General features: G+C 71.7%; 19 protein-coding genes. 6 read left to right on the forward strand and 13 right to left on the reverse strand.

Going from position 1 to position 17,941, the window contains the following annotated elements:
* Positions 1-127 precede the first annotated feature (127 nt).
* A complete protein-coding gene (locus tag AC069X_RS30470) occupies positions 128-1,633 on the reverse strand; it encodes a hypothetical protein (protein ID WP_478733558.1) in 1,506 nt (501 codons plus the stop codon).
* A gap of 437 nt (positions 1,634-2,070) precedes the next feature.
* Here AC069X_RS30470 and AC069X_RS30475 point away from each other — a divergent pair, with 437 nt between their 5' ends.
* The 4 genes from AC069X_RS30475 (at position 2,071) to AC069X_RS30490 (ending at position 5,713) form a co-directional block, all read left to right on the forward strand.
* Positions 2,071-3,912: an endonuclease/exonuclease/phosphatase family protein gene (locus AC069X_RS30475; RefSeq protein ID WP_478733560.1), complete on the forward strand. Its 1,842-nt coding sequence runs from the start codon at positions 2,071-2,073 to the stop codon at positions 3,910-3,912.
* Positions 3,913-3,986: 74 nt separating this feature from the next.
* Positions 3,987-4,430, forward strand: a complete 444-nt coding sequence (locus AC069X_RS30480) for an N-acetyltransferase family protein (RefSeq protein ID WP_478733562.1) — start codon at positions 3,987-3,989, stop codon at positions 4,428-4,430.
* A 130-nt stretch (positions 4,431-4,560) separates the two neighbouring features.
* Entirely contained in the window at positions 4,561-4,815 is a 255-nt protein-coding gene (locus tag AC069X_RS30485; RefSeq protein WP_478733564.1) for a hypothetical protein, read from the forward strand.
* 331 nt (positions 4,816-5,146) lie between these two features.
* Complete coding sequence (locus AC069X_RS30490) at positions 5,147-5,713, forward strand: RICIN domain-containing protein (RefSeq protein ID WP_478733566.1); 567 nt, start codon at positions 5,147-5,149, stop codon at positions 5,711-5,713.
* A 91-nt stretch (positions 5,714-5,804) separates the two neighbouring features.
* Here the strand turns inward: AC069X_RS30490 and dapD are convergent, their stop codons facing one another.
* A complete protein-coding gene (gene dapD / locus AC069X_RS30495; protein ID WP_478733568.1) occupies positions 5,805-6,785 on the reverse strand; it encodes a 2,3,4,5-tetrahydropyridine-2,6-dicarboxylate N-succinyltransferase in 981 nt (326 codons plus the stop codon).
* A 9-nt stretch (positions 6,786-6,794) separates the two neighbouring features.
* Positions 6,795-8,024, reverse strand: coding sequence for an MFS transporter (locus tag AC069X_RS30500; protein WP_478733608.1), 1,230 nt, complete (start codon positions 8,022-8,024; stop codon positions 6,795-6,797).
* Between the two features lie 96 nt (positions 8,025-8,120).
* Here AC069X_RS30500 and AC069X_RS30505 point away from each other — a divergent pair, with 96 nt between their 5' ends.
* The gene (locus tag AC069X_RS30505) at positions 8,121-9,008 is read left to right on the forward strand and encodes a winged helix-turn-helix transcriptional regulator (RefSeq protein ID WP_478733570.1); all 888 of its coding nucleotides are present in this window, start codon (positions 8,121-8,123) and stop codon (positions 9,006-9,008) included.
* A gap of 314 nt (positions 9,009-9,322) precedes the next feature.
* On the opposite strand, the gene AC069X_RS30510 is transcribed toward AC069X_RS30505, so the two are convergent.
* Positions 9,323-9,871 (reverse strand): TetR/AcrR family transcriptional regulator, encoded by a 549-nt coding sequence (locus AC069X_RS30510; protein WP_478733572.1) that lies wholly within the window; start codon positions 9,869-9,871, stop codon positions 9,323-9,325.
* Positions 9,871-10,194: a DMT family transporter gene (locus AC069X_RS30515; protein ID WP_478733574.1), complete on the reverse strand. Its 324-nt coding sequence runs from the start codon at positions 10,192-10,194 to the stop codon at positions 9,871-9,873. The genes AC069X_RS30510 and AC069X_RS30515 overlap by 1 nt, the downstream gene beginning before the upstream one ends.
* Positions 10,195-10,300: 106 nt before the next feature.
* On the opposite strand from AC069X_RS30515, the gene AC069X_RS30520 reads away from it, so the two are divergent.
* Positions 10,301-11,155, forward strand: a complete 855-nt coding sequence (locus tag AC069X_RS30520) for a hypothetical protein (protein ID WP_478733576.1) — start codon at positions 10,301-10,303, stop codon at positions 11,153-11,155.
* A gap of 88 nt (positions 11,156-11,243) precedes the next feature.
* Here AC069X_RS30520 and AC069X_RS30525 read toward each other — a convergent pair whose 3' ends face one another.
* From AC069X_RS30525 to AC069X_RS30560, 8 genes are all read right to left on the reverse strand, one after another.
* Positions 11,244-11,588 carry a metal-sulfur cluster assembly factor gene (locus AC069X_RS30525; RefSeq protein WP_007263433.1) on the reverse strand — a complete coding sequence of 115 codons (345 nt, stop codon included), beginning with the start codon at positions 11,586-11,588 and terminating at the stop codon, positions 11,244-11,246.
* Positions 11,585-12,046, reverse strand: a complete 462-nt coding sequence (gene sufU, locus AC069X_RS30530; RefSeq protein WP_478733578.1) for a Fe-S cluster assembly sulfur transfer protein SufU — start codon at positions 12,044-12,046, stop codon at positions 11,585-11,587. The genes AC069X_RS30525 and sufU overlap by 4 nt, the downstream gene beginning before the upstream one ends.
* Positions 12,047-12,071: 25 nt before the next feature.
* The gene (locus AC069X_RS30535) at positions 12,072-13,328 is read right to left on the reverse strand and encodes a cysteine desulfurase (protein ID WP_478733579.1); all 1,257 of its coding nucleotides are present in this window, start codon (positions 13,326-13,328) and stop codon (positions 12,072-12,074) included.
* Entirely contained in the window at positions 13,325-14,089 is a 765-nt protein-coding gene (sufC, locus tag AC069X_RS30540; protein WP_053785807.1) for a Fe-S cluster assembly ATPase SufC, read from the reverse strand. Before sufC ends, AC069X_RS30535 begins: the two co-directional genes overlap by 4 nt.
* A gap of 7 nt (positions 14,090-14,096) precedes the next feature.
* Positions 14,097-14,414: a bifunctional 3-phenylpropionate/cinnamic acid dioxygenase ferredoxin subunit gene (locus tag AC069X_RS30545; protein ID WP_427716286.1), complete on the reverse strand. Its 318-nt coding sequence runs from the start codon at positions 14,412-14,414 to the stop codon at positions 14,097-14,099.
* Positions 14,414-15,592 (reverse strand): Fe-S cluster assembly protein SufD, encoded by a 1,179-nt coding sequence (gene sufD / locus AC069X_RS30550; protein ID WP_478733582.1) that lies wholly within the window; start codon positions 15,590-15,592, stop codon positions 14,414-14,416. Before sufD ends, AC069X_RS30545 begins: the two co-directional genes overlap by 1 nt.
* A gap of 83 nt (positions 15,593-15,675) precedes the next feature.
* Positions 15,676-17,091: a Fe-S cluster assembly protein SufB gene (gene sufB, locus AC069X_RS30555; protein ID WP_285344564.1), complete on the reverse strand. Its 1,416-nt coding sequence runs from the start codon at positions 17,089-17,091 to the stop codon at positions 15,676-15,678.
* Entirely contained in the window at positions 17,088-17,825 is a 738-nt protein-coding gene (locus AC069X_RS30560; protein ID WP_478733584.1) for a helix-turn-helix transcriptional regulator, read from the reverse strand. The genes sufB and AC069X_RS30560 overlap by 4 nt, the downstream gene beginning before the upstream one ends.
* Positions 17,826-17,941: the final 116 nt, after the last annotated feature.

The raw sequence follows: 17,941 nt of genomic DNA on the forward strand, positions 1-17,941 counted from the left end.
TCGCGGAGATGACCGAAACCGGTCGGCCGGTACTGTTGTCACCTTCCACCCCCCCCCCCCCCCACCACCCCCCCAACACCCCCCCCCCCCCCCCCCCCCCCCCCCCCCCCCCCCCCCCCCGCGCAGGTCAGGGCTGCCGCGAGCGGGCCTTGAACGCCGCCTTCCGCGCCTCCTTCGAGGCCTTCCTGTCCGGGTGCAGCCGGCCCATGGCCTCCAGGACGTACGCGGTCGCGGGGTGCTCCACGCGCCACACCTGCTCGAAGAAGCCGGCGTGGTGCTCCGTCAGGCTCCGCATCAGCAGCGGCAGCTCCTCGGTCTCCCCGTCCGCCGCGAGCTGCGCCGCGATCGTGTCCACCGTCAGCCAGAACACCATCTCCTGGTCCGGCGCCGGTACGTCCGCGATCCCGTGCTCGGCGAGCCAGACCCGGGCGAGCCCGCCCAGCTGCGCGTCGTCCAGCACCGCCCGCACCGCGGGCTCGGCCTCCCGCCCGGCCGGGGCCAGGGCCTGCTGGCAGCGGAGCCGGCGCAGCGGGGCGGCCTCGTCGTCACCCCGGGCGGCGGCCAGCAGTTCGGCGACGGCGTCCGGCACCTCGCGCCCGGCCAGCCACTGCTCGATCTCGGCCTGGGCGGCGTCCTCCGCGTAGAAGGCGACGGCGTCGAGCAGCACGTCGGCGCCCTTGTCGGCCAGCTCCCCGATGGCGGGGGCCTCGACCCCGGCCTCCAGCATCCGGGCGCGGACGCCGTACAGGCCGAGCGGGGTCAGCCGTACCATCCCGTACCGGGACACGTCCTCGTCGTCGTCCGCGCCGGGCCCGCCGCCGGCGGCGGCCGCGTCGGCGTCCCCGAGCTCGTCCGCCTCGGCCAGCAGCGCCTCGTCCACGGGCCGGTACTCGACCAGGCCGATGGGCTCCAGCTGCCGGAACTGGTCGTCGAGGCGCATCATCGCGTCGGAGACCTGTTCCAGGACGGCGTCCGTGGGGTCGCCCATCTCGTCGGGCACGATCATCGACGCGGCGAGCACCGGCAGCGGCACCGGCCCCTCGCCCGCCCCGCCCTCGGCGACGGTGAGCAGGTAGAGGTTGGCCAGCACCCCGTCGAGGAAGTCCGCCTCGCGCTGCGGGTTCCAGTCGAGGCGGTCGAAGTCGATCTCGCCGCCCGCGTCCAGGGCGTCGACGAGGTCGTCCAGGTCGGGGACGGCCGCGTCGGCGAGGACGGTGTCCAGGGCGGCCAGCCACAGGTCGAGTACGTCGCCGGGCGCGCCGCCGGCCACCAGCGCGAGGTCCTCGCCGGGGGCGGCGGTGCCGTACTCGGGTGCACCGCCGTCGGCGCCGTCGCCGGCGTCCTCCTCCGGCTCGGTCACGTCGACGAGGCCGGTGTCGACGGCCACCCGCCAGGCCTGGCTCGCGTACACGGGCGAGTCCTCGTCGGCGGCGTCGAGGCCGAGCACCTCGACGGCCTCGGGCAGCTGGTCGGCGGGGAGTTCGCCGCCGACGTCGACGCGGGTTTCGGGGCCGGCCCAGCGGGCGAGGCGTACGGCGCGGGCGAACAGCGGGGCGACGAGGGCGTCGCGGGCCAGCTCCGCATCGGAGTGCAGCCGTACCGGCGGCAGCGTGGGGTGCGGCTCTGCGGACATGGGGTGGATCTCCTCGGACGGAACGCGCGGGACGGCGGAACTACGGAACGGGCGGTACTGCGGACCTGCGGAACGACGGAACGACGGAACGGCGGAACGGCGGAGCAGGCTGAACGGCTTGACGGTCTGGGCGGGTCGGGCGGCTGGGCGGGTCGGGCGGGATGCGGAGCGGCCGCGGCCGGGCGGAATGATGCCGTCCGGCCATGTGGCCGAAAACACACGCGAACGGATCGTCAGCCCCGTTGCGGCGACCCAGCGTAGACGCATTCGGGCAGGGCCCGGCGGCCATCACCTTCGGTTCATCCCACAGTCGACTTCCGTATCCCCTGGAGGCCTTGACAACGTCCCTGGTCAACCAGGAAATTGACGCGCGTAGATGTAGTACACGGGCCGTCAAGAGCCCGCACCTTCTCCTCCACACACCGGAGTTCCCGCCCATGCGCCCCTCGCATCCCCGTTCCGCCGCCGTCGCGGCCCTCGTCGCCACCGCCCTGGCCACCGGCCTGCTGGCGGGCACCGCAGACGCGGCCGAAGGCGCCGTGTCCGCCGATCCGATACGCATCCACGACATCCAGGGCACGACCCGGATCTCCCCCCTGAACGGCAAGCAGGTCGCCGACGTCGAGGGCATCGTCACGGGCGTGCGCACCTACGGCTCGCGCGGCTTCTGGATCCAGGACCCGGACGCCGACGACAACCCCGCCACCAGTGAGGGCGTCTTCGTCTTCACCGGCTCCGCCCCGACCGTCGCCGTCGGCGACGCCGTCAAGGTCTCCGGGACGGTCGGCGAGTACATCCCGGGCGGCGCGAACTCCGGCAACCAGTCCGCCACCCAGATCAGCAAGCCCACGGTGACCGTGGTCTCCTCGGGCAACGCGCTGCCCGCGGCCACCGCGATCAACGAGTACACCGTCCCGGCGGCGTACGCCCCGGCGGGCGACCCGGCCGCCGGCGGCAGCATCAACGGCCTGACCCTGGAGCCCTCGCGCTACGCGCTGGACCACTACGAGTCCCTCGAGGGCATGAACGTCAAGATCGGCACCTCGCGCGTGGTCGGCGCCACCGACCCGTACGCGGAGCTGTGGGTGACCGTGAAGGGCTGGGAGAACGCCGCCAAGCGCGGGGGCACCGTCTACGGCTCGTACGAGTCCCAGAACACCGGCCGCCTCCAGATCCAGCAGCTCGCGCCGCTCGCGCAGCAGCCCTTCCCGGTGGCCAACGTCGGCGACAAGCTGACCGGCACCACCGAGGGTCCCCTCGACTTCAACCAGTTCGGCGGCTACACCCTGGTGGCCCGCACCCTCGGCACGGTCAAGGCGGGCACCCTCGCCCCCGAGAAGACCAAGGCCCAGTCGCCCGGCGAGCTCGCGGTGGCCACGTACAACGTGGAGAACCTCGACCCGACCGACCCGCAGGAGAAGTTCGACAACCTCGCCAAGGCGGTCGTGACCAACCTGGCCTCGCCGGACATCCTGGCCCTGGAGGAGATCCAGGACGACAACGGCGCCAAGAACGACGGCACCGTCTCGGCCGAGCAGACCCTGACGAAGTTCACCGATGCGATCAAGGCCGCGGGCGGCCCGGCGTACCAGTGGCGCTCCATCACCCCGGAGAACAACAAGGACGGCGGCGAGCCCGGCGGCAACATCCGCCAGGTGTTCCTCTTCAACCCGGCCCGCGTCTCCTTCACCGACCGCGCCGCGGGCGACGCGGTGACGGCGACCGGTGTGACGACGGAGAAGGGCAAGGCCGCCCTGACCCACTCCCCCGGCCGCATCGACCCGGCGAACCCGGCGTGGGCCGACAGCCGCAAGCCGCTGGCCGGCGAGTTCGTCTTCCGCGGCCGCACGGTCTTCGTGATCGCCAACCACTTCGGCTCCAAGGGCGGCGACGAGGGCCTGACCTCGCACCACCAGCCGCCGCTGCGCAAGTCGGAGGAGAAGCGGCTCCTGCAGGCTCAGTCGGTCAACGGCTTCGTGAAGCAGCTGCTGGCGGTCGACAAGAACGCGGCCGTGCTCGCGGTCGGCGACATCAACGACTTCGAGTTCTCCGGGACGACCAAGGCGCTGGAGGACGGCGGGGCGCTCTACGCCGCGATCAAGTCGCTGCCGAAGACGGAACGTTACTCGTACGTCTACCAGGGCAACGCGCAGGTGCTGGACCAGATCCTGACCAGCCCCTCGATCAAGAACTTCACGTACGACAGCGTGCACATCAACGCCGAGTTCGCCGCGCAGAACAGCGACCACGACCCGCAGGTGCTGCGCTTCCGTCCGTAACCCGGACCACGGGGGTCCGGCCCCGGGGGCACCTCCAAGGGTCCCCGCGGCCGGGCCCCTGCCACAATCCGGCCATGATCTTCCGCATCGCGACCCGCCAGGACCTGCCCGCCGTACTCGCCCTGCTGGCCGACGAGGAGCGGGTCCTCGACCCGTCCTCGGTGACCGTCGGCGAGCAGCACGAGCGCGCCTTCGCCGCCATCGCGGCGGACCCGCGCAACGAGGTGCTGGTCCTGGCGGACGGCGACGCGGTCCTGGGCTGCCTCCAGCTGACCTACGTGCCCGGCCTGGGCCAGGGCGGCCGCGAGCGGGCCCTGGTGGAGGCGGTGCGGATCCGCGCGGACCGGCGCGGCGGGGGCCTGGGCGCCGAGCTGATGCGCCTCGCGGTCGAGCGGGCCCGCGAGCGGGGCTGCGGGCTGGTCCAGCTGACCAGCGACAAGCGGCGCGGCGCCGCGCACCGCTTCTACGAACGGCTGGGCTTCGCGCGCAGCCACGAGGGCTTCAAGCTGCGCCTCTGACCCAGGTCGGGACTTTCGGCCCTGGCGTGACGCTGGACACACAGCAGCCAAAATCTGCCGGTTGTGGTGTTGAGTGTCTGCACGCCCGAACTTGCCCTCCTTGTACCGACCTCGCTCCCGGGAGGACCGCGTGTTCCCCTCCATCTCGCTCGCCCAGGAAATCGGCCTCGCCGTCCTCTTCGTGGCCGCCCTCGCCTGGGTCTTCGGCCTCGGCCACATGCTGTGGGACAGCCGCTTCCACCACCCGGAGCCGGCCGCGTACGAGGGCCTGCCGGTGATCCCCGCCCAGCGCGGCCCGCAGGCGCATCCGATGGAGTCGGTGGAGCTGACCGAAGCGGAGGAGCGGGAGTTCGCGGGCCTGATCCGCACGATCGCCACGAACTGACCGCGCGCACCCCGCCCGGAGTCTCCCCCGAACGCCCCCGCCCCTTCGGAGCGGGGGCGTTCCGGCGTGCGGCGCCCGGCGGCGCGTCCCTCGGTTGCGGGGCCGGTCCCGGGCATCGATAGTGGGAGAGGCAGCCGCGCCTTGATCATCGGGATCCTACGGCCGGCCCCCGGCCGTACGCCGCGGACCATCCGGCCGGCCAACGCCACAGGACCCCCCGGACGCTTCCCTTCCCCGTTCCTCGCGCGCTTCTCCCGCCGAGGCGGCCCCGCACGACCGGGCGGGCGCCCCTGCCGATCGCCCTCACCGCATCCGAGAGAGGAGCATCCCCATGCGCGAAACGACCCGGGTACGCCGTCTCCTGGCGACGGCATCGGTTTTCGCGGCCGGAGGTCTCATGCTGCTGCCCGCGCCCACGCTGGCGCATCCCGCGGCACCCGGCACCCCGGTCGCCAAGGTCCCGGAAGCCACGTACCAGATCGTGAACGTGCAGACGGGCAAGTGCGCGACCGTCGCCGGCGGCTCCACCACCGCCAACAACCACCCGCTCGTCCAGTTCGACTGCGACACCCACCCCTCACGGCGGTGGAGGGTGACGAACGAAGAGGGCGGCACCTTCCAGATCGTGAACGCCCAGACGGGCAAGTGCGCGACCGTCGCCGGCGGCTCCACCACCGCCAACAACCACCCCCTGGTCCAGTTCGACTGCGACACCCACCCCTCACGGCGGTGGCGCATCACCAACGGGGACGGCAGGTCGTTCCAGATCGTGAACGCGCAGACCGGCAAGTGCGCGACCGTCGCCGGCGGCTCCACCACCGCCAACAACCACCCGCTCGTCCAGTTCGACTGCGACACCCACCCCTCACGCCGCTGGTTCCTGCGGGTGACGGAGTAGCCGCAGGGCCGCCCGACGGCCGAGTGCCCTCCCGCGTCCGGCGGGAGGGCACTCGGTGGTGACGTACGGCGGGCAGTGCCCCGGCTCGGCGTCAGTTGTGGCTGTGCAGGACCTCGTTCAGGCCGCCCCAGTTCGCCTTGTACGGGCGGGCCTCGACGGCGCCGGTGACCGAGTTGCGGCGGAAGAGGATGTTGTCGGCGCCGGAGAGCTCCAGGGCCTTGACGACCTGGCCGTCCGGCAGGGTGACGCGGGTGCCCGCGGTGACGTAGAGGCCCGCCTCGACGACGCACTCGTTGCCCAGCGCGATGCCGATGCCCGCCTCGGCGCCGATCAGGGTGCGCTCGCCGATCGAGATGATCTGCTTGCCGCCGCCCGAGAGGGTGCCCATGGTGGACGCGCCGCCGCCGATGTCGGAGCCGTCGCCGACGACGACGCCCGCGGAGATGCGGCCCTCGACCATGGAAGTGCCCAGGGTGCCGGCGTTGAAGTTGACGAAGCCCTCGTGCATGACGGTGGTGCCCTCGGCGAGGTGCGCGCCGAGGCGGACGCGGTCGGCGTCGGCGATGCGCACGCCCTTGGGGGCGACGTAGTCGGTCATGCGGGGGAACTTGTCGATCGAGGTGACCTGGAGGTGCAGGCCCTCGGCGCGGGCGTTGAGCCGGACCGTCTCGACCTGGTCGACGGCGACCGGGCCGAGCGAGGTCCAGGCGACGTTGGCGAGCAGGCCGAAGACGCCGTCCAGGTTCTGGCCGTGCGGCTTGACCAGGCGGTGGCTCAGCAGGTGCAGGCGCAGGTACGCGTCGTGCGCGTCCAGCGGCTTGTCCTCCAGGGAGGCGATCACGGTGCGGACGGCTACGACCTCGACACCGCGGACCGCGTCCGAGCGGATGGCCTTGGCGGCGGCGGCGCCGAGGAGCTCCACGGCCTGTTCGGCGGTGAGGCGCTCGGTGCCGGCCGGGCCGGGGCCGTCGGCCAGCTCGGGGGCGGGGAACCAGGTGTCGAGGACGGTGCCGTCGGCGGCGAGGGTGGCAAGTCCGGCGGCGACGGCGCCGGTGGTACGCGTAGCAGTCATGACCGAAACCTAACCGGCGACGGCCTTCGGCTGCGAACCGGTCTCATGTGACGGTCGCGCGGGTCGCCGCACTCCCCGCGCGCCGGTGACGAGCACGATCGCCCCGGCGGCCGTACCGAGCGCCGCGCACAGGGGCCACAGCAGCTCCGGCGCGGTGTCGTAGAGGGCTCCGCCGAGGGGCGCGGCGAGGACGAAGCCGCTGATGGAGACCCCCGCGTACAGGCTCTGGAAGCGGCCGACGGCGTGCCGGGGCGACTCGTCCGCGACGTACGTCATGGCGGTGGTCTTGTAGAGGATCTCGCCGAGGGTGAGCAGCAGCATCATCGCGACGGCCGTCGCGACGCCGACCCCGAGCATCAGCATCGCGTAGCCGCCGCCCACCAGGACCAGGCCGCTGCCGATGACGTGCAGCGGGGAGCGCCGGCGCAGGGCGAGGGCTGCGGGGATCTCCAGGAGGAGGATGACGCCGCAGTTGACGGCGATGAGCCAGCCGTAGGCGCGGGTGTCCAGACCGTGGTCGGCGAGGTAGACGGGGAAGGTCGTGAGGTGCTGCCGGTAGACGACGTCGATGACGACGATCGCACCGAGCAGGACCAGTACGGCCGGCCGCGCGCGCAGTTCCCGCCACAGCCCTCCGCGGCCCGGACCCCCGTCCGGGGCCGCGGAGGGGGTGGTGGCTCCCCTGGCCGGGACGACCCGGGCGGTCCAGAGGGCGAAGAGGAGGGTGGCCAGGCCGTCCGCGGCGAAGAGCCAGTCGTACGAGAGGTGCGTCGCGATCAGCGCCCCGAGCGGTCCGCCCACCGCGAAGCCGCCGTTGGACAGGCAGCGGGTGACGGCGAAGGCCTGGCGGCGGGAGCCCTCCGGCACGGTGACGGCGACCAGGGCGGCGTTGGCCGCGCGGATCACCCCGGAGGAGTACTGGGCGAACGGCAGGAGGAGGGCCAGCAGGCCGGTGGGGGCCGCCGGCAGGGCGATGAGCGCGGATCCGCCGAGGGCGGAGGCGGTGAGCAGCACGCGGCGGTGGCCGAAGCGGTCGCCGTACCAGCCGCCGGTGAAGTTGCCGGCGACCAGCCCGATGCCGCCGATGCCGACGATCAGGCCCGCCTGGGTGGGGGCCAGGCCGCGCGGGCCGGTCAGCCAGAGGAAGACGAAGACGACGGTGAAGCTGGCGACGGTGTTGACGAAGATCCCCGCAGCCAGCAGCCACACGACCTTCGGTACGTCCTTGATCCCCTGCAGCACACCCGTGTCCCCCGCACTCGCGATCTGTTAGTTCCTTTTGGGAACTGACTATGTCAGCATGACAGCCTTGGGTCAACGGACAAAGGAGTTCCCATGGCCCAGCGCACGCACCTCGGCGACGCGGACTGCTCCATCGCCCAGGCCCTCGATGTCGTGGGCGACTGGTGGACGCTGCTGATCGTGCGGGACACCGCGCGCGGCCTCCACCGCTTCGACGAGCTCCAGCGCGAGCTGGGCGTGTCCCGCAAGGTGCTCACCGAGCGGCTGAAGCTGCTCGTCGAGGCCGGGGTGCTGACGCGCGAGCCGTACCAGGAACGCCCGGTACGGCACGAGTACCGGCTGACCCCGCGCGGGCGGGGGCTGCTGCCGGTCCTGGTGGCCCTCCAGGACTGGGGCGACACCTGGGTCCTGGGAGACGGAGAGATGACGGCGACGACCGAGGAGTCCTCGAAGGAAGCCCAGCGCGTCCACGCGCTGCGCGGCACGCGGCTGCCGGAGCTGCTGCTGCCGGACCGTTTCGGCGAGCTCCGCGACCCGGTGGCGGACACCCCGTTCACCGTCCTGTACTGCTTCCCCGGCGCGTACGCCCGAGCCGAGTCCTACCCGCCCGGCTGGGCCGGGATCCCGGGGGCGAAGGGCTGCACGCTGGAATCGTGCACCTTCCGCGACCAGCTCGCGGAGTTCACCGCGGCCGGCGCCACCGTGCACGGCGTTTCCACGCAGCGGCCGGACGAGCAGCGGGAGTTCGCGGAGCAGGAGCGGCTGCGGTTCCCGCTGCTGTCGGACGCGGGGCTGGACCTGGTGACGGCGCTGCGGCTGCCGACGTTCCGCGCGGCGGGGGTGAGCCGGATCAAGCGGCTGACACTGGTCGTGGACCGGGAGCGGATGGTGCGGGAGGTGTTCTACCCGGTGATGGACATCGAGGCGAGCGTGGGGGCGGCGCTGGGGGCCGTGCGCTCCGCAGTGCGCTCCGCGGGCTGACGGGGCCGGGGCTCGGGGGCCTGCCCCGGCTCGGGTCCGGGGCGGTGCGGGGCGGCGTCCGTGCGGGGGGCCGCTGCGCGGAGCCTCTCCCCGCCCCGCCCTTTCTCCGTTTCCCGGGCTCCGCCCGGACCCGCGCCTCAAACGCCGGCGGGGCTGGAACACCCGGGGGCTCCGCCCCGCAAGCCCGGCGCGGCTCGACGGCCCTGGAGGCCCCGCGCCGCAGGCCTCCGCGCCCCGGCGAGGCTCGAAGACCCGGGGCTCCGCCCCGCAGGCCCCCGCGCCCCGGCGGAGCTCGAAGGGCCCGGGGCCGGGTCTCAGGGGCCGGTGGGGGTGGGGCGGAGGACTCGGGTGAGGACCTCGCGGGTGTACGGCTCCTCGTACGGGGTGCCCGTCAGGAGGACCTGGAGGCTGATGCCGTCCATCACCGCGACCAGGGCCCGCGCCGTGACCGGGTCGGTGTGCTCCGCCAGCGCCTGCGACACCGCCTCGCACCATTCGGCCGCCACCGGCCGCAGCGCCGGGCGGCGCAGGGCGGCCAGGTAGAGCTCGTACTCCAGCTCCGCCCGTCCCCGGTCCGCGTCGAGCAGCTCGCCGAGCAGCCGGGCCAGCGCGCCCGCGAGGTCCTCGCCCTCCCGTACCACCAGCGCGGGCGCGTACGCCTCGTTCGCCTGGCGCAGGGCGGCGATCAGCAGGTCGTCCAGGGTCTTGAAGTGGTAGGTGGTCGAGCCCAGCGGTACGTCCGCCTCCGCGGCCACGCTGCGATGGCTCAGCCCGGCGATCCCCTTGGCCCCCACGACCCGGATCGCGGCGTCGATGATCCGCTGCCGGCGGTCGGGGTCGTAGCGGCGCGCTCCGGCGGCCATCAGTGCGCCGCCCCGCCCAGGTTGAGCAGCACGACGCCGCCGACGATCAGCGCGATCCCGGCGATCTTCGCGGCGGTGGCCGCCTCCCCCAGGAACACCATGCCGATCGCGGCGATGGCGGCGGTGCCGACCCCGGCCCAGATCGCGTACGCGGTGCCGACCGACATCGACTTCAGCGTCTGCGCGAGCAGGGTGAAGGCGATGACGTAGCCCAGCAGCGTGCCCAGCGAGGGCCACAGCCGGGTGAACCCGTCGCTGTACTTCATGGCGGTGGTCCCGGCGACCTCTGCGGCTATGGCCGCGGCGAGCAGTACGTAAGGCATGCGTACGACGGTACCGATCGATGCGTACAGATGTACACACGCATGCCCGGGGACACCCGGCCCGTTCGGGACTACGGTGTCCCCCTCAGGGGACGGGGGGCCGCTCATGACGCAGCATTGGACCCACTCGGGCGGCGGCCCGCTGCCCCCGCGCCACCCCCGGCCCGGCGTGGTGCCGTTGCGCCCCCTGGGGCCCGGGGACGTCCTCGGCGGCACCGCCGCCACCCTGCGCCGGTACGGCGGAACGCTGTGCGGCGCCCTGCTCCTCGGCCAGCTGGCGGCCGCCCTGCCGGTCGCGGCGGCGGGCGGGGCCGCCATCCTGGCCTCCCTCGGGCGGGGTTCCGACAGCCGGGTCTTCGTCTGGACCCTGTTCCCGGCGGCGGCCCTGTTCCTGGTGTTCACCAGTGGGCTGGCCGGCGCCCTGGTCGCGGTGCTGCTGCGCCCGGCGGTGCTCGGCCGCACCGTGACCGTGCCGGGACTGCTGAGGGCGGCGCTGCCCCGCACACCGGGCGTGCTCGGGGCGCAGCTGCTGGCCCTGCTCGCGGCGGCGGCCCCGGTGGCGGTCCTCGCGGTGGCGGGGCTGCCGGCGCCCGCGGTGCTGCCGCTGCTGCCCGTCGCCCTGTGGCTCGGGGTGCTGTTCGCCCTGGCGCCGACCGCCGCCGGGTACGAGGGGCTCGGTCCGGTGGCGGCGCTGCGGCGGTCGGCCCTCCTGGTGCGGGGCGCGTGGTGGCGGACCTTCGGCGTCACGGCTCCTGCCGTGCTGTCCGCCTGCGCGGCCGGGTACGCGCTCCAGGCCTGGTTCGGTCCGGCGGGGGCGCTGTCGGCGCTGGTGCTGCTGCCGGCGTTCCCGCAGCTGCCGGCCGGGCTGCTGTACGTGGACCGGCGGATACGGCGCGGGCACCTGGCGGAGGCGCCGGCGGTGGACCGGGACCCGGCGGGACCCGGGGCCGGTTCGGCGTGAGCCGGAGCCCGGAGGATCCGGAGGACCCCGGAGGACGGGGAGGGCCCCCGGCACGACCGTGCCGGGGGCCCTCACGCGTACGCGTCCGTCAGACGTTGAAGCCGAGCGCGCGCAGCTGCTCACGGCCGTCGTCCGTGATCTTGTCCGGGCCCCACGGGGGCATCCAGACCCAGTTGATGCGGAGCTCGTTGACGATGCCCTCCGTCGCCGACTTCGCCTGGTCCTCGATGACGTCCGTCAGCGGGCAGGCCGCCGAGGTCAGGGTCATGTCGAGGGTGGCGATGTTCGCGTCGTCGATGTGGATGCCGTAAATCAGGCCCAGGTTGACGACGTCGATGCCCAGCTCGGGGTCGACCACGTCGTAGAGGGCCTCGCGGACCTCCTCCTCGGTGGCCGGCTTGATCGACGCCTCGGGCGTCGCGTTCTCGGTCATGCCGTCTTCCTCTCCGCGTCGCCCAGCACCTGGGCGGTCGCGTCCTTCCAGGCCATCCAGCTCAGCAGAGCACACTTCACGCGGGCCGGATACTTGGAGACACCGGCGAACGCGACCGCGTCCTCCAGCACCTCTTCCATCTCCTCGTCGGGCTCGATCTTGCCCTTGGACTGCATGAGCTCCAGGAACACGCCCTGGATCTTCTGCGCCTGGGCGAGCTCCTTGCCGACGAGCAGTTCGTTGAGCACCGACGCGCTGGCCTGGCTGATGGAGCAGCCCTGGCCCTCGTAGGAGACGTCGGTGAGCGTCTCCCCGTCGTACTTCACACGCAGCGTGATCTCGTCACCGCACGTCGGGTTGACGTGGTGCACCTCGGCGTCGCCGTCGCGCAGGCCGCGCCCGTGCGGGTGCTTGTAGTGGTCCAGGATCAGTTCCTGGTACATCGAATCCAGCTTCACAGCGTCCTCGTCCTCGTGGCCCTGGTCAGGCGAAGAAGTTCCGTACGTGCTCCAGCCCGTCGACCAGCGCGTCGACCTCGGCCGGAGAGGAGTACAGGTAGAAAGACGCTCGCGTGGTCGCCGGAATTCCGTACCGCAGGCAGACCGGGCGGGCGCAGTGGTGCCCCACGCGCACGGCGATGCCCTGCTCGTCGAGGACCTGCCCGACGTCGTGCGGGTGGATGTCGCCGAGCACGAAGGAGATCGCGGCGCCGCGGTCCTCGGCCGTGGTGGGGCCGATGATCCGCAGGTCGGGGACCTCCTGGAGGCGCTTCACCGCGTACTCGGTGATCGCGTGCTCGTGGGCGGCGATCTTGTCCATGCCGATCGCGGACAGGTAGTCCACGGCCGCGCCGAGGCCGACCGCCTGGGCGATCGGGGGCGTGCCCGCCTCGAACTTGTGGGGCGCCGGGGCGTAGGTGGACGAGTGCATCGAGACGGTCTCGATCATCTCGCCGCCGCCGAGGAACGGAGGCAGGTCCTCCAGCAGTTCCTGGCGGCCCCACAGGACGCCGATGCCGGTCGGACCGCACATCTTGTGGCCGGTGAAGGCCACGAAGTCGGCGCCGAGGGCCTGGACGTCCAGGGGCATGTGCGGAGCGGCCTGCGAGGCGTCGATCAGCACCAGCGCGCCGACCTCCTGCGCGCGGCGGACGATCGTCTCGACCGGGTTGACGGTGCCGAGCAGGTTGGAGACCAGCGTGAAGGAGACGATCTTCGTCTTCTCCGTGATGACCTCTTCGATGTTCGACAGGTCGAGCCGGCCGTCGTCGGTCAGGCCGAACCACTTCAGCTTCGCGCCGGTGCGCTGCGAGAGCAGCTGCCACGGAACGATGTTGGAGTGGTGCTCCATCTCGGTGATGGCGATCTCGGTGTCGCGGTCGACGCGGTAGGGCTCGTCGGCCCAGCCGAGCATGTTCGCGACCAGGTTGAGCGACTCCGAGGCGTTCTTGGTGAAGATCACCTCGTCGCGGCTCGGCGCGTTGACGAAGGCGGCCACCTTGTCGCGGGCGCCCTCGTACAGTGCCGTGGCCTCCTCGGCGACCAAGTACACGCCGCGGTGGACGTTGGCGTTGTGCCGCTCGTAGTACTCGTTCAGCGCGTCGAGAACCTGGCGCGGCTTCTGCGAAGTCGCCGCGGAGTCCAGGTAGACGATCTTCTTCCCGTCGTGGACCACACGATCCAGCAGGGGGAAGTCCTTGCGGATCGCCTCGATGTCGAGGAGGCCAGGCAGCTGTGTCACGCGGTCGCGCCACCCTTCACGTACTTGTCGTAGCCCTCGGCCTCGAGCTGGTCGGCCAGCTCGGCGCCACCGGACTCGGCGATGCGGCCGTTGGCGAACACGTGGACGAAGTCGGGCTTGATGTAGCGCAGGATGCGCGTGTAGTGGGTGATCAGCAGGGTGCCGACCTCACCGGTCTCGCGGACGCGGTTGACGCCCTCGGAGACGATGCGCAGGGCGTCGACGTCCAGACCGGAGTCCGTCTCGTCGAGGATCGCGATCTTCGGCTTGAGGAGCTCCAGCTGGAGGATCTCGTGGCGCTTCTTCTCACCGCCGGAGAAGCCCTCGTTGACGTTGCGCTCGGCGAAGGCCGGGTCCATCTGGAGCTGCTCCATCGCGGACTTGACCTCCTTCACCCAGGTGCGCAGCTTGGGGGCCTCGCCGCGGATGGCGGTGGCGGAGGTGCGCAGGAAGTTGGAGACCGAGACGCCGGGGACCTCGACCGGGTACTGCATGGCGAGGAAGACGCCGGCGCGGGCGCGCTCGTCGACGGACATCTCCAGGACGTCTTCGCCGTCGAGGGTCACGGTGCCACCGGTGATGGTGTACTTCGGGTGACCGGCGAGGGAGTACGCCAGGGTGGACTTGCCGGAGCCGTTGGGGCCCATGATGGCGTGCGTCTCACCCTGCTTGACCGTCAGGTCGACACCCTTGAGGATCTCGCGGGCGCCGTTCTCGGCCTCGACGGAGACGTGCAGGTCGTGGATTTCAAGCGTTGCCATGGGTACCTCAGGACTCCTGGGCGAGGGAGACGAGCACGTCGTCCCCTTCGATCTTGACGGGGTAAACGGGAACGGGGCGCGTCGCGGGCAGACCGGAGGGCTTTCCGGTGCGCAGGTCGAAGGCCGACCCGTGCAGCCAGCACTCGATCATGCAGTCCTCGACCTCACCCTCCGAGAGCGAGACGTTCGCGTGCGAGCAGATGTCGTTGATCGCGAACACCTCCCCCTCGGTGGAGACGATGGACACCGGCGTGCCGTCGAGTTCCACCCGCTTGGGGGTGTTCTCCTCCAGCTCGCTCAGCGCACAGGCCTTGACGTACGTCATCAGACGGCCGCCGCCAGCTCGGCCTCGATCTTCGCGATGAGGCGCTCCTCGATGTCGGCGACACCGATCTGCTGGACGAGCTCGGCGAAGAAGCCGCGCACGACCAGACGGCGGGCCTCGTCGGCCGGGATGCCGCGGGCCTGGAGGTAGAAGAGCTGCTCGTCGTCGAAGCGGCCGGTCGCGGAGGCGTGGCCGGCGCCGACGATCTCGCCGGTCTCGATCTCGAGGTTCGGCACCGAGTCGACGCGCGCGCCGTCCGTGAGGACGAGGTTGCGGTTCATCTCGTAGGTGTCGGTGCCCTCGGCGGTCTTCTCGATGAGGACGTCGCCGATCCAGACCGCGTGGGCGTCCTGGCCCTGGAGCGCGCCCTTGTAGACCACGTTGGACTTGCAGTGCGGGGCGTCGTGCGTGACCAGGAGGCGGTGCTCCTGGTGCTGGCCGGCGTCCGTGAAGTACACGCCGAGCATCTCGGCCTCGCCGCCGGGGCCCGCGTAACTGACGCGCGGGTGCAGGCGGACCAGGTCGCCGCCGAAGGTCACGACGACGGACTTGAAGCTCGCGTCGCGGCCGATGAGGGCGTTGTGCTGCGAGGTGTGGACCGCGGTGTCGTCCCAGTCCTGGACGGACACGAAGGTCACCTTGGCGCCGTCGCCGACGAGGATGTCGACGTTGGCGGCGCGCACGCCGTCGCCGGTGTGGTCGATCACGATGATCGCCTCGGCGAAGGGCTTGATGTCGAAGACGGTGTGCCCGAAGGTCGTGCCGCCCTCACCGTGGAGCGCGACCCGGATGGGCTCGGCGAGCACGGTCTCCTTGGGCACGGTGACGACCGTGGCCTTGGCGAACGCGGAGAAGGCCTGGGCGGCGACCCGGTCGACGGGGGTGCCGGCCTTGCCGATCCGCTCGTCGCCGCGCTCGACGGACTCGACCGTCACGCCCTCGGGGGCGTCGATCTGGGCCTTCATGGTTCCGTTGGCGACCGCGGTGCCGTCGTGCAGGCCCTTGAGGCGGGCGAGCGGGGTGAACCGCCACTCCTCCTCGCGGCCGTGCGGGACGGGGAAGTCGGCCACGTCGAAGGACGGGGGCGCGCTCATCCGGGTGGCGACGGTGGACTCGGCGGCCACCGCGATCGCGCCGGCGGTGGTGGAGCCCGCCGGAATGTTCTGAGCCTCAGCCATGGCTGTCGTCTTGCTCTCTTCCATACGTGTGACGAGTGTGCTGCGGGGCGGGGGCGGCCGGGGTGAGCCGGCCGCCGTCGGGACTAGCCGACCGAGCCCTCCATCTGCAGCTCGATGAGCCGGTTGAGCTCCAGCGCGTACTCCATCGGCAGCTCCTTCGCGATCGGCTCGACGAAGCCGCGCACGATCATGGCCATGGCCTCGAACTCGGTGAGCCCGCGCTGCATCAGGTAGAAGAGCTGGTCGTCGGAGACCTTGGAGACGGTGGCCTCGTGGCCCATCGTCACGTCGTCCTCGCGGACGTCCACGTAGGGGTAGGTGTCCGAGCGGGAGATGGTGTCGACGAGGAGCGCGTCGCACAGCACGTTGGACTTGGAGCCCGCGGCGCCCTCGCCGATCTCGACCAGACCGCGGTAGGAGGTCCGGCCGCCGCCTCGCGCCACCGACTTGGAGACGATGTTGGAGGAGGTGTTCGGCGCCATGTGGACCATCTTGGAGCCGGCGTCCTGGTGCTGGCCCTCGCCCGCGAAGGCGATGGACAGGGTCTCGCCCTTGGCGTGCTCGCCCATCAGGTAGACGGCCGGGTACTTCATGGTGACCTTGGAACCGATGTTGCCGTCGATCCACTCCATGGTCGCGCCCTCGTACGCCACGGCGCGCTTGGTGACCAGGTTGTAGACGTTGTTCGACCAGTTCTGGATGGTCGTGTAGCGGCAGCGGCCGCCCTTCTTCACGATGATCTCGACGACGGCGCTGTGCAGCGAGTCCGAGGAGTAGATCGGGGCGGTGCAGCCCTCGACGTAGTGGACGTAGGCGTCCTCGTCGACGATGATCAGCGTCCGCTCGAACTGGCCCATGTTCTCCGTGTTGATGCGGAAGTAGGCCTGGAGCGGGATGTCCACGTGGACACCCTTGGGGACGTAGATGAAGGAGCCGCCGGACCACACGGCGGTGTTCAGCGAGGCGAACTTGTTGTCGCCGACCGGGATGACCGTGCCGAAGTACTCCTGGAAGAGCTCCGGGTGCTCCTTGAGCGCGGTGTCCGTGTCGAGGAAGATGACGCCCTGCTCCTCCAGGTCCTCGCGGATCTGGTGGTAGACGACCTCGGACTCGTACTGGGCCGCGACGCCGGCGACGAGGCGCTGCTTCTCCGCCTCCGGGATGCCGAGCTTGTCGTACGTGTTCTTGATGTCCTCGGGCAGGTCCTCCCAGGAAGCGGCCTGCTTCTCGGTGGAGCGCACGAAGTACTTGATGTTGTCGAAGTCGATGCCCGAGAGGTCGGAACCCCACATCGGCATGGGCTTCTTGTCGAACAGCTTGAGGCCCTTGAGCCGGAGGTTCAGCATCCACTCCGGCTCGGACTTCTTCGCCGAGATGTCGCGGACGACGTCCTCGGACAGACCCCGCTTGGCAGCGGCACCGGCCGCGTCGGAGTCGGCCCAGCCGTACTCGTAGTTGCCCAGACCCTCGAGCTCAGGGTGAGCAGTCTCCGTGGTCATGCGGGGTTCCTCCCGGCCGTACTTGCAGATGCTGATGTGTCGGTCTGTGTGGCGCTTCGCGGGATGAACGTGGTGCACACCCCGTCGCCGTGGGCGATCGTGGCGAGGCGCTGCACATGCGTCCCGAGCAGGCGGGAGAAGACCTCGGTCTCCGCCTCGCAGAGCTGCGGGAACTGCTCGGCGACGTGCGCGACCGGGCAGTGGTGCTGACAGAGCTGTTCACCGCTGTGCGGACCGGGAGCGCTCTTCGCCGTAGCAGCGTACCCGTCCGCGGTCAACGCCTTGGCCAGGGCCTCGGTGCGGGCCGCGGGTGCGGCCGCCTCCACGGCTTCCCGGTAGGTCTGCGCCTGTGTCTCCATGCGCGCCCTCGCGAAGGCGGCGACGGCCGCCTCGCCCTCGTCCCCTCCGCCGACGGACTGCGCGATCCAGCGCAGTGCGTCCGCGGCGAGGGTGTCGTAGGACTGGTCGAAGGCGTCGCGCCCGCAGTCGGTGAGCGCGAAGACCTTGGCGGGCCGGCCCCGGGTGCGCGTGCCGTACACACGCTGCTCACGGGGTGCGACCACGTCGTCGGCGACGAGCGTGTCGAGGTGGCGGCGGACGGCGGCCTGGGTGAGGCCTAGGCGCTGCGCGAGGTCGGCGACGGTGGAGGGGCCGTGGTCCAGGATGGACCTCGCGACCCGGTTGCGGGTTGACCGCTCCCCGGTCGCGAGCTCCCCCAGGGGGGCCTCGCTCATCCGTTCGCCGTTTTTCACAACGCCATTGTTGCGTAATTAAGCGAGCCCCGACAAGCCGTGACGGAGGCCACGCCCGGTGGCGTCCATCACTAAGGGTTACCTTATTTATCTACGGA

This window comes from Streptomyces sp. NPDC043896 (genome assembly GCF_056435605.1).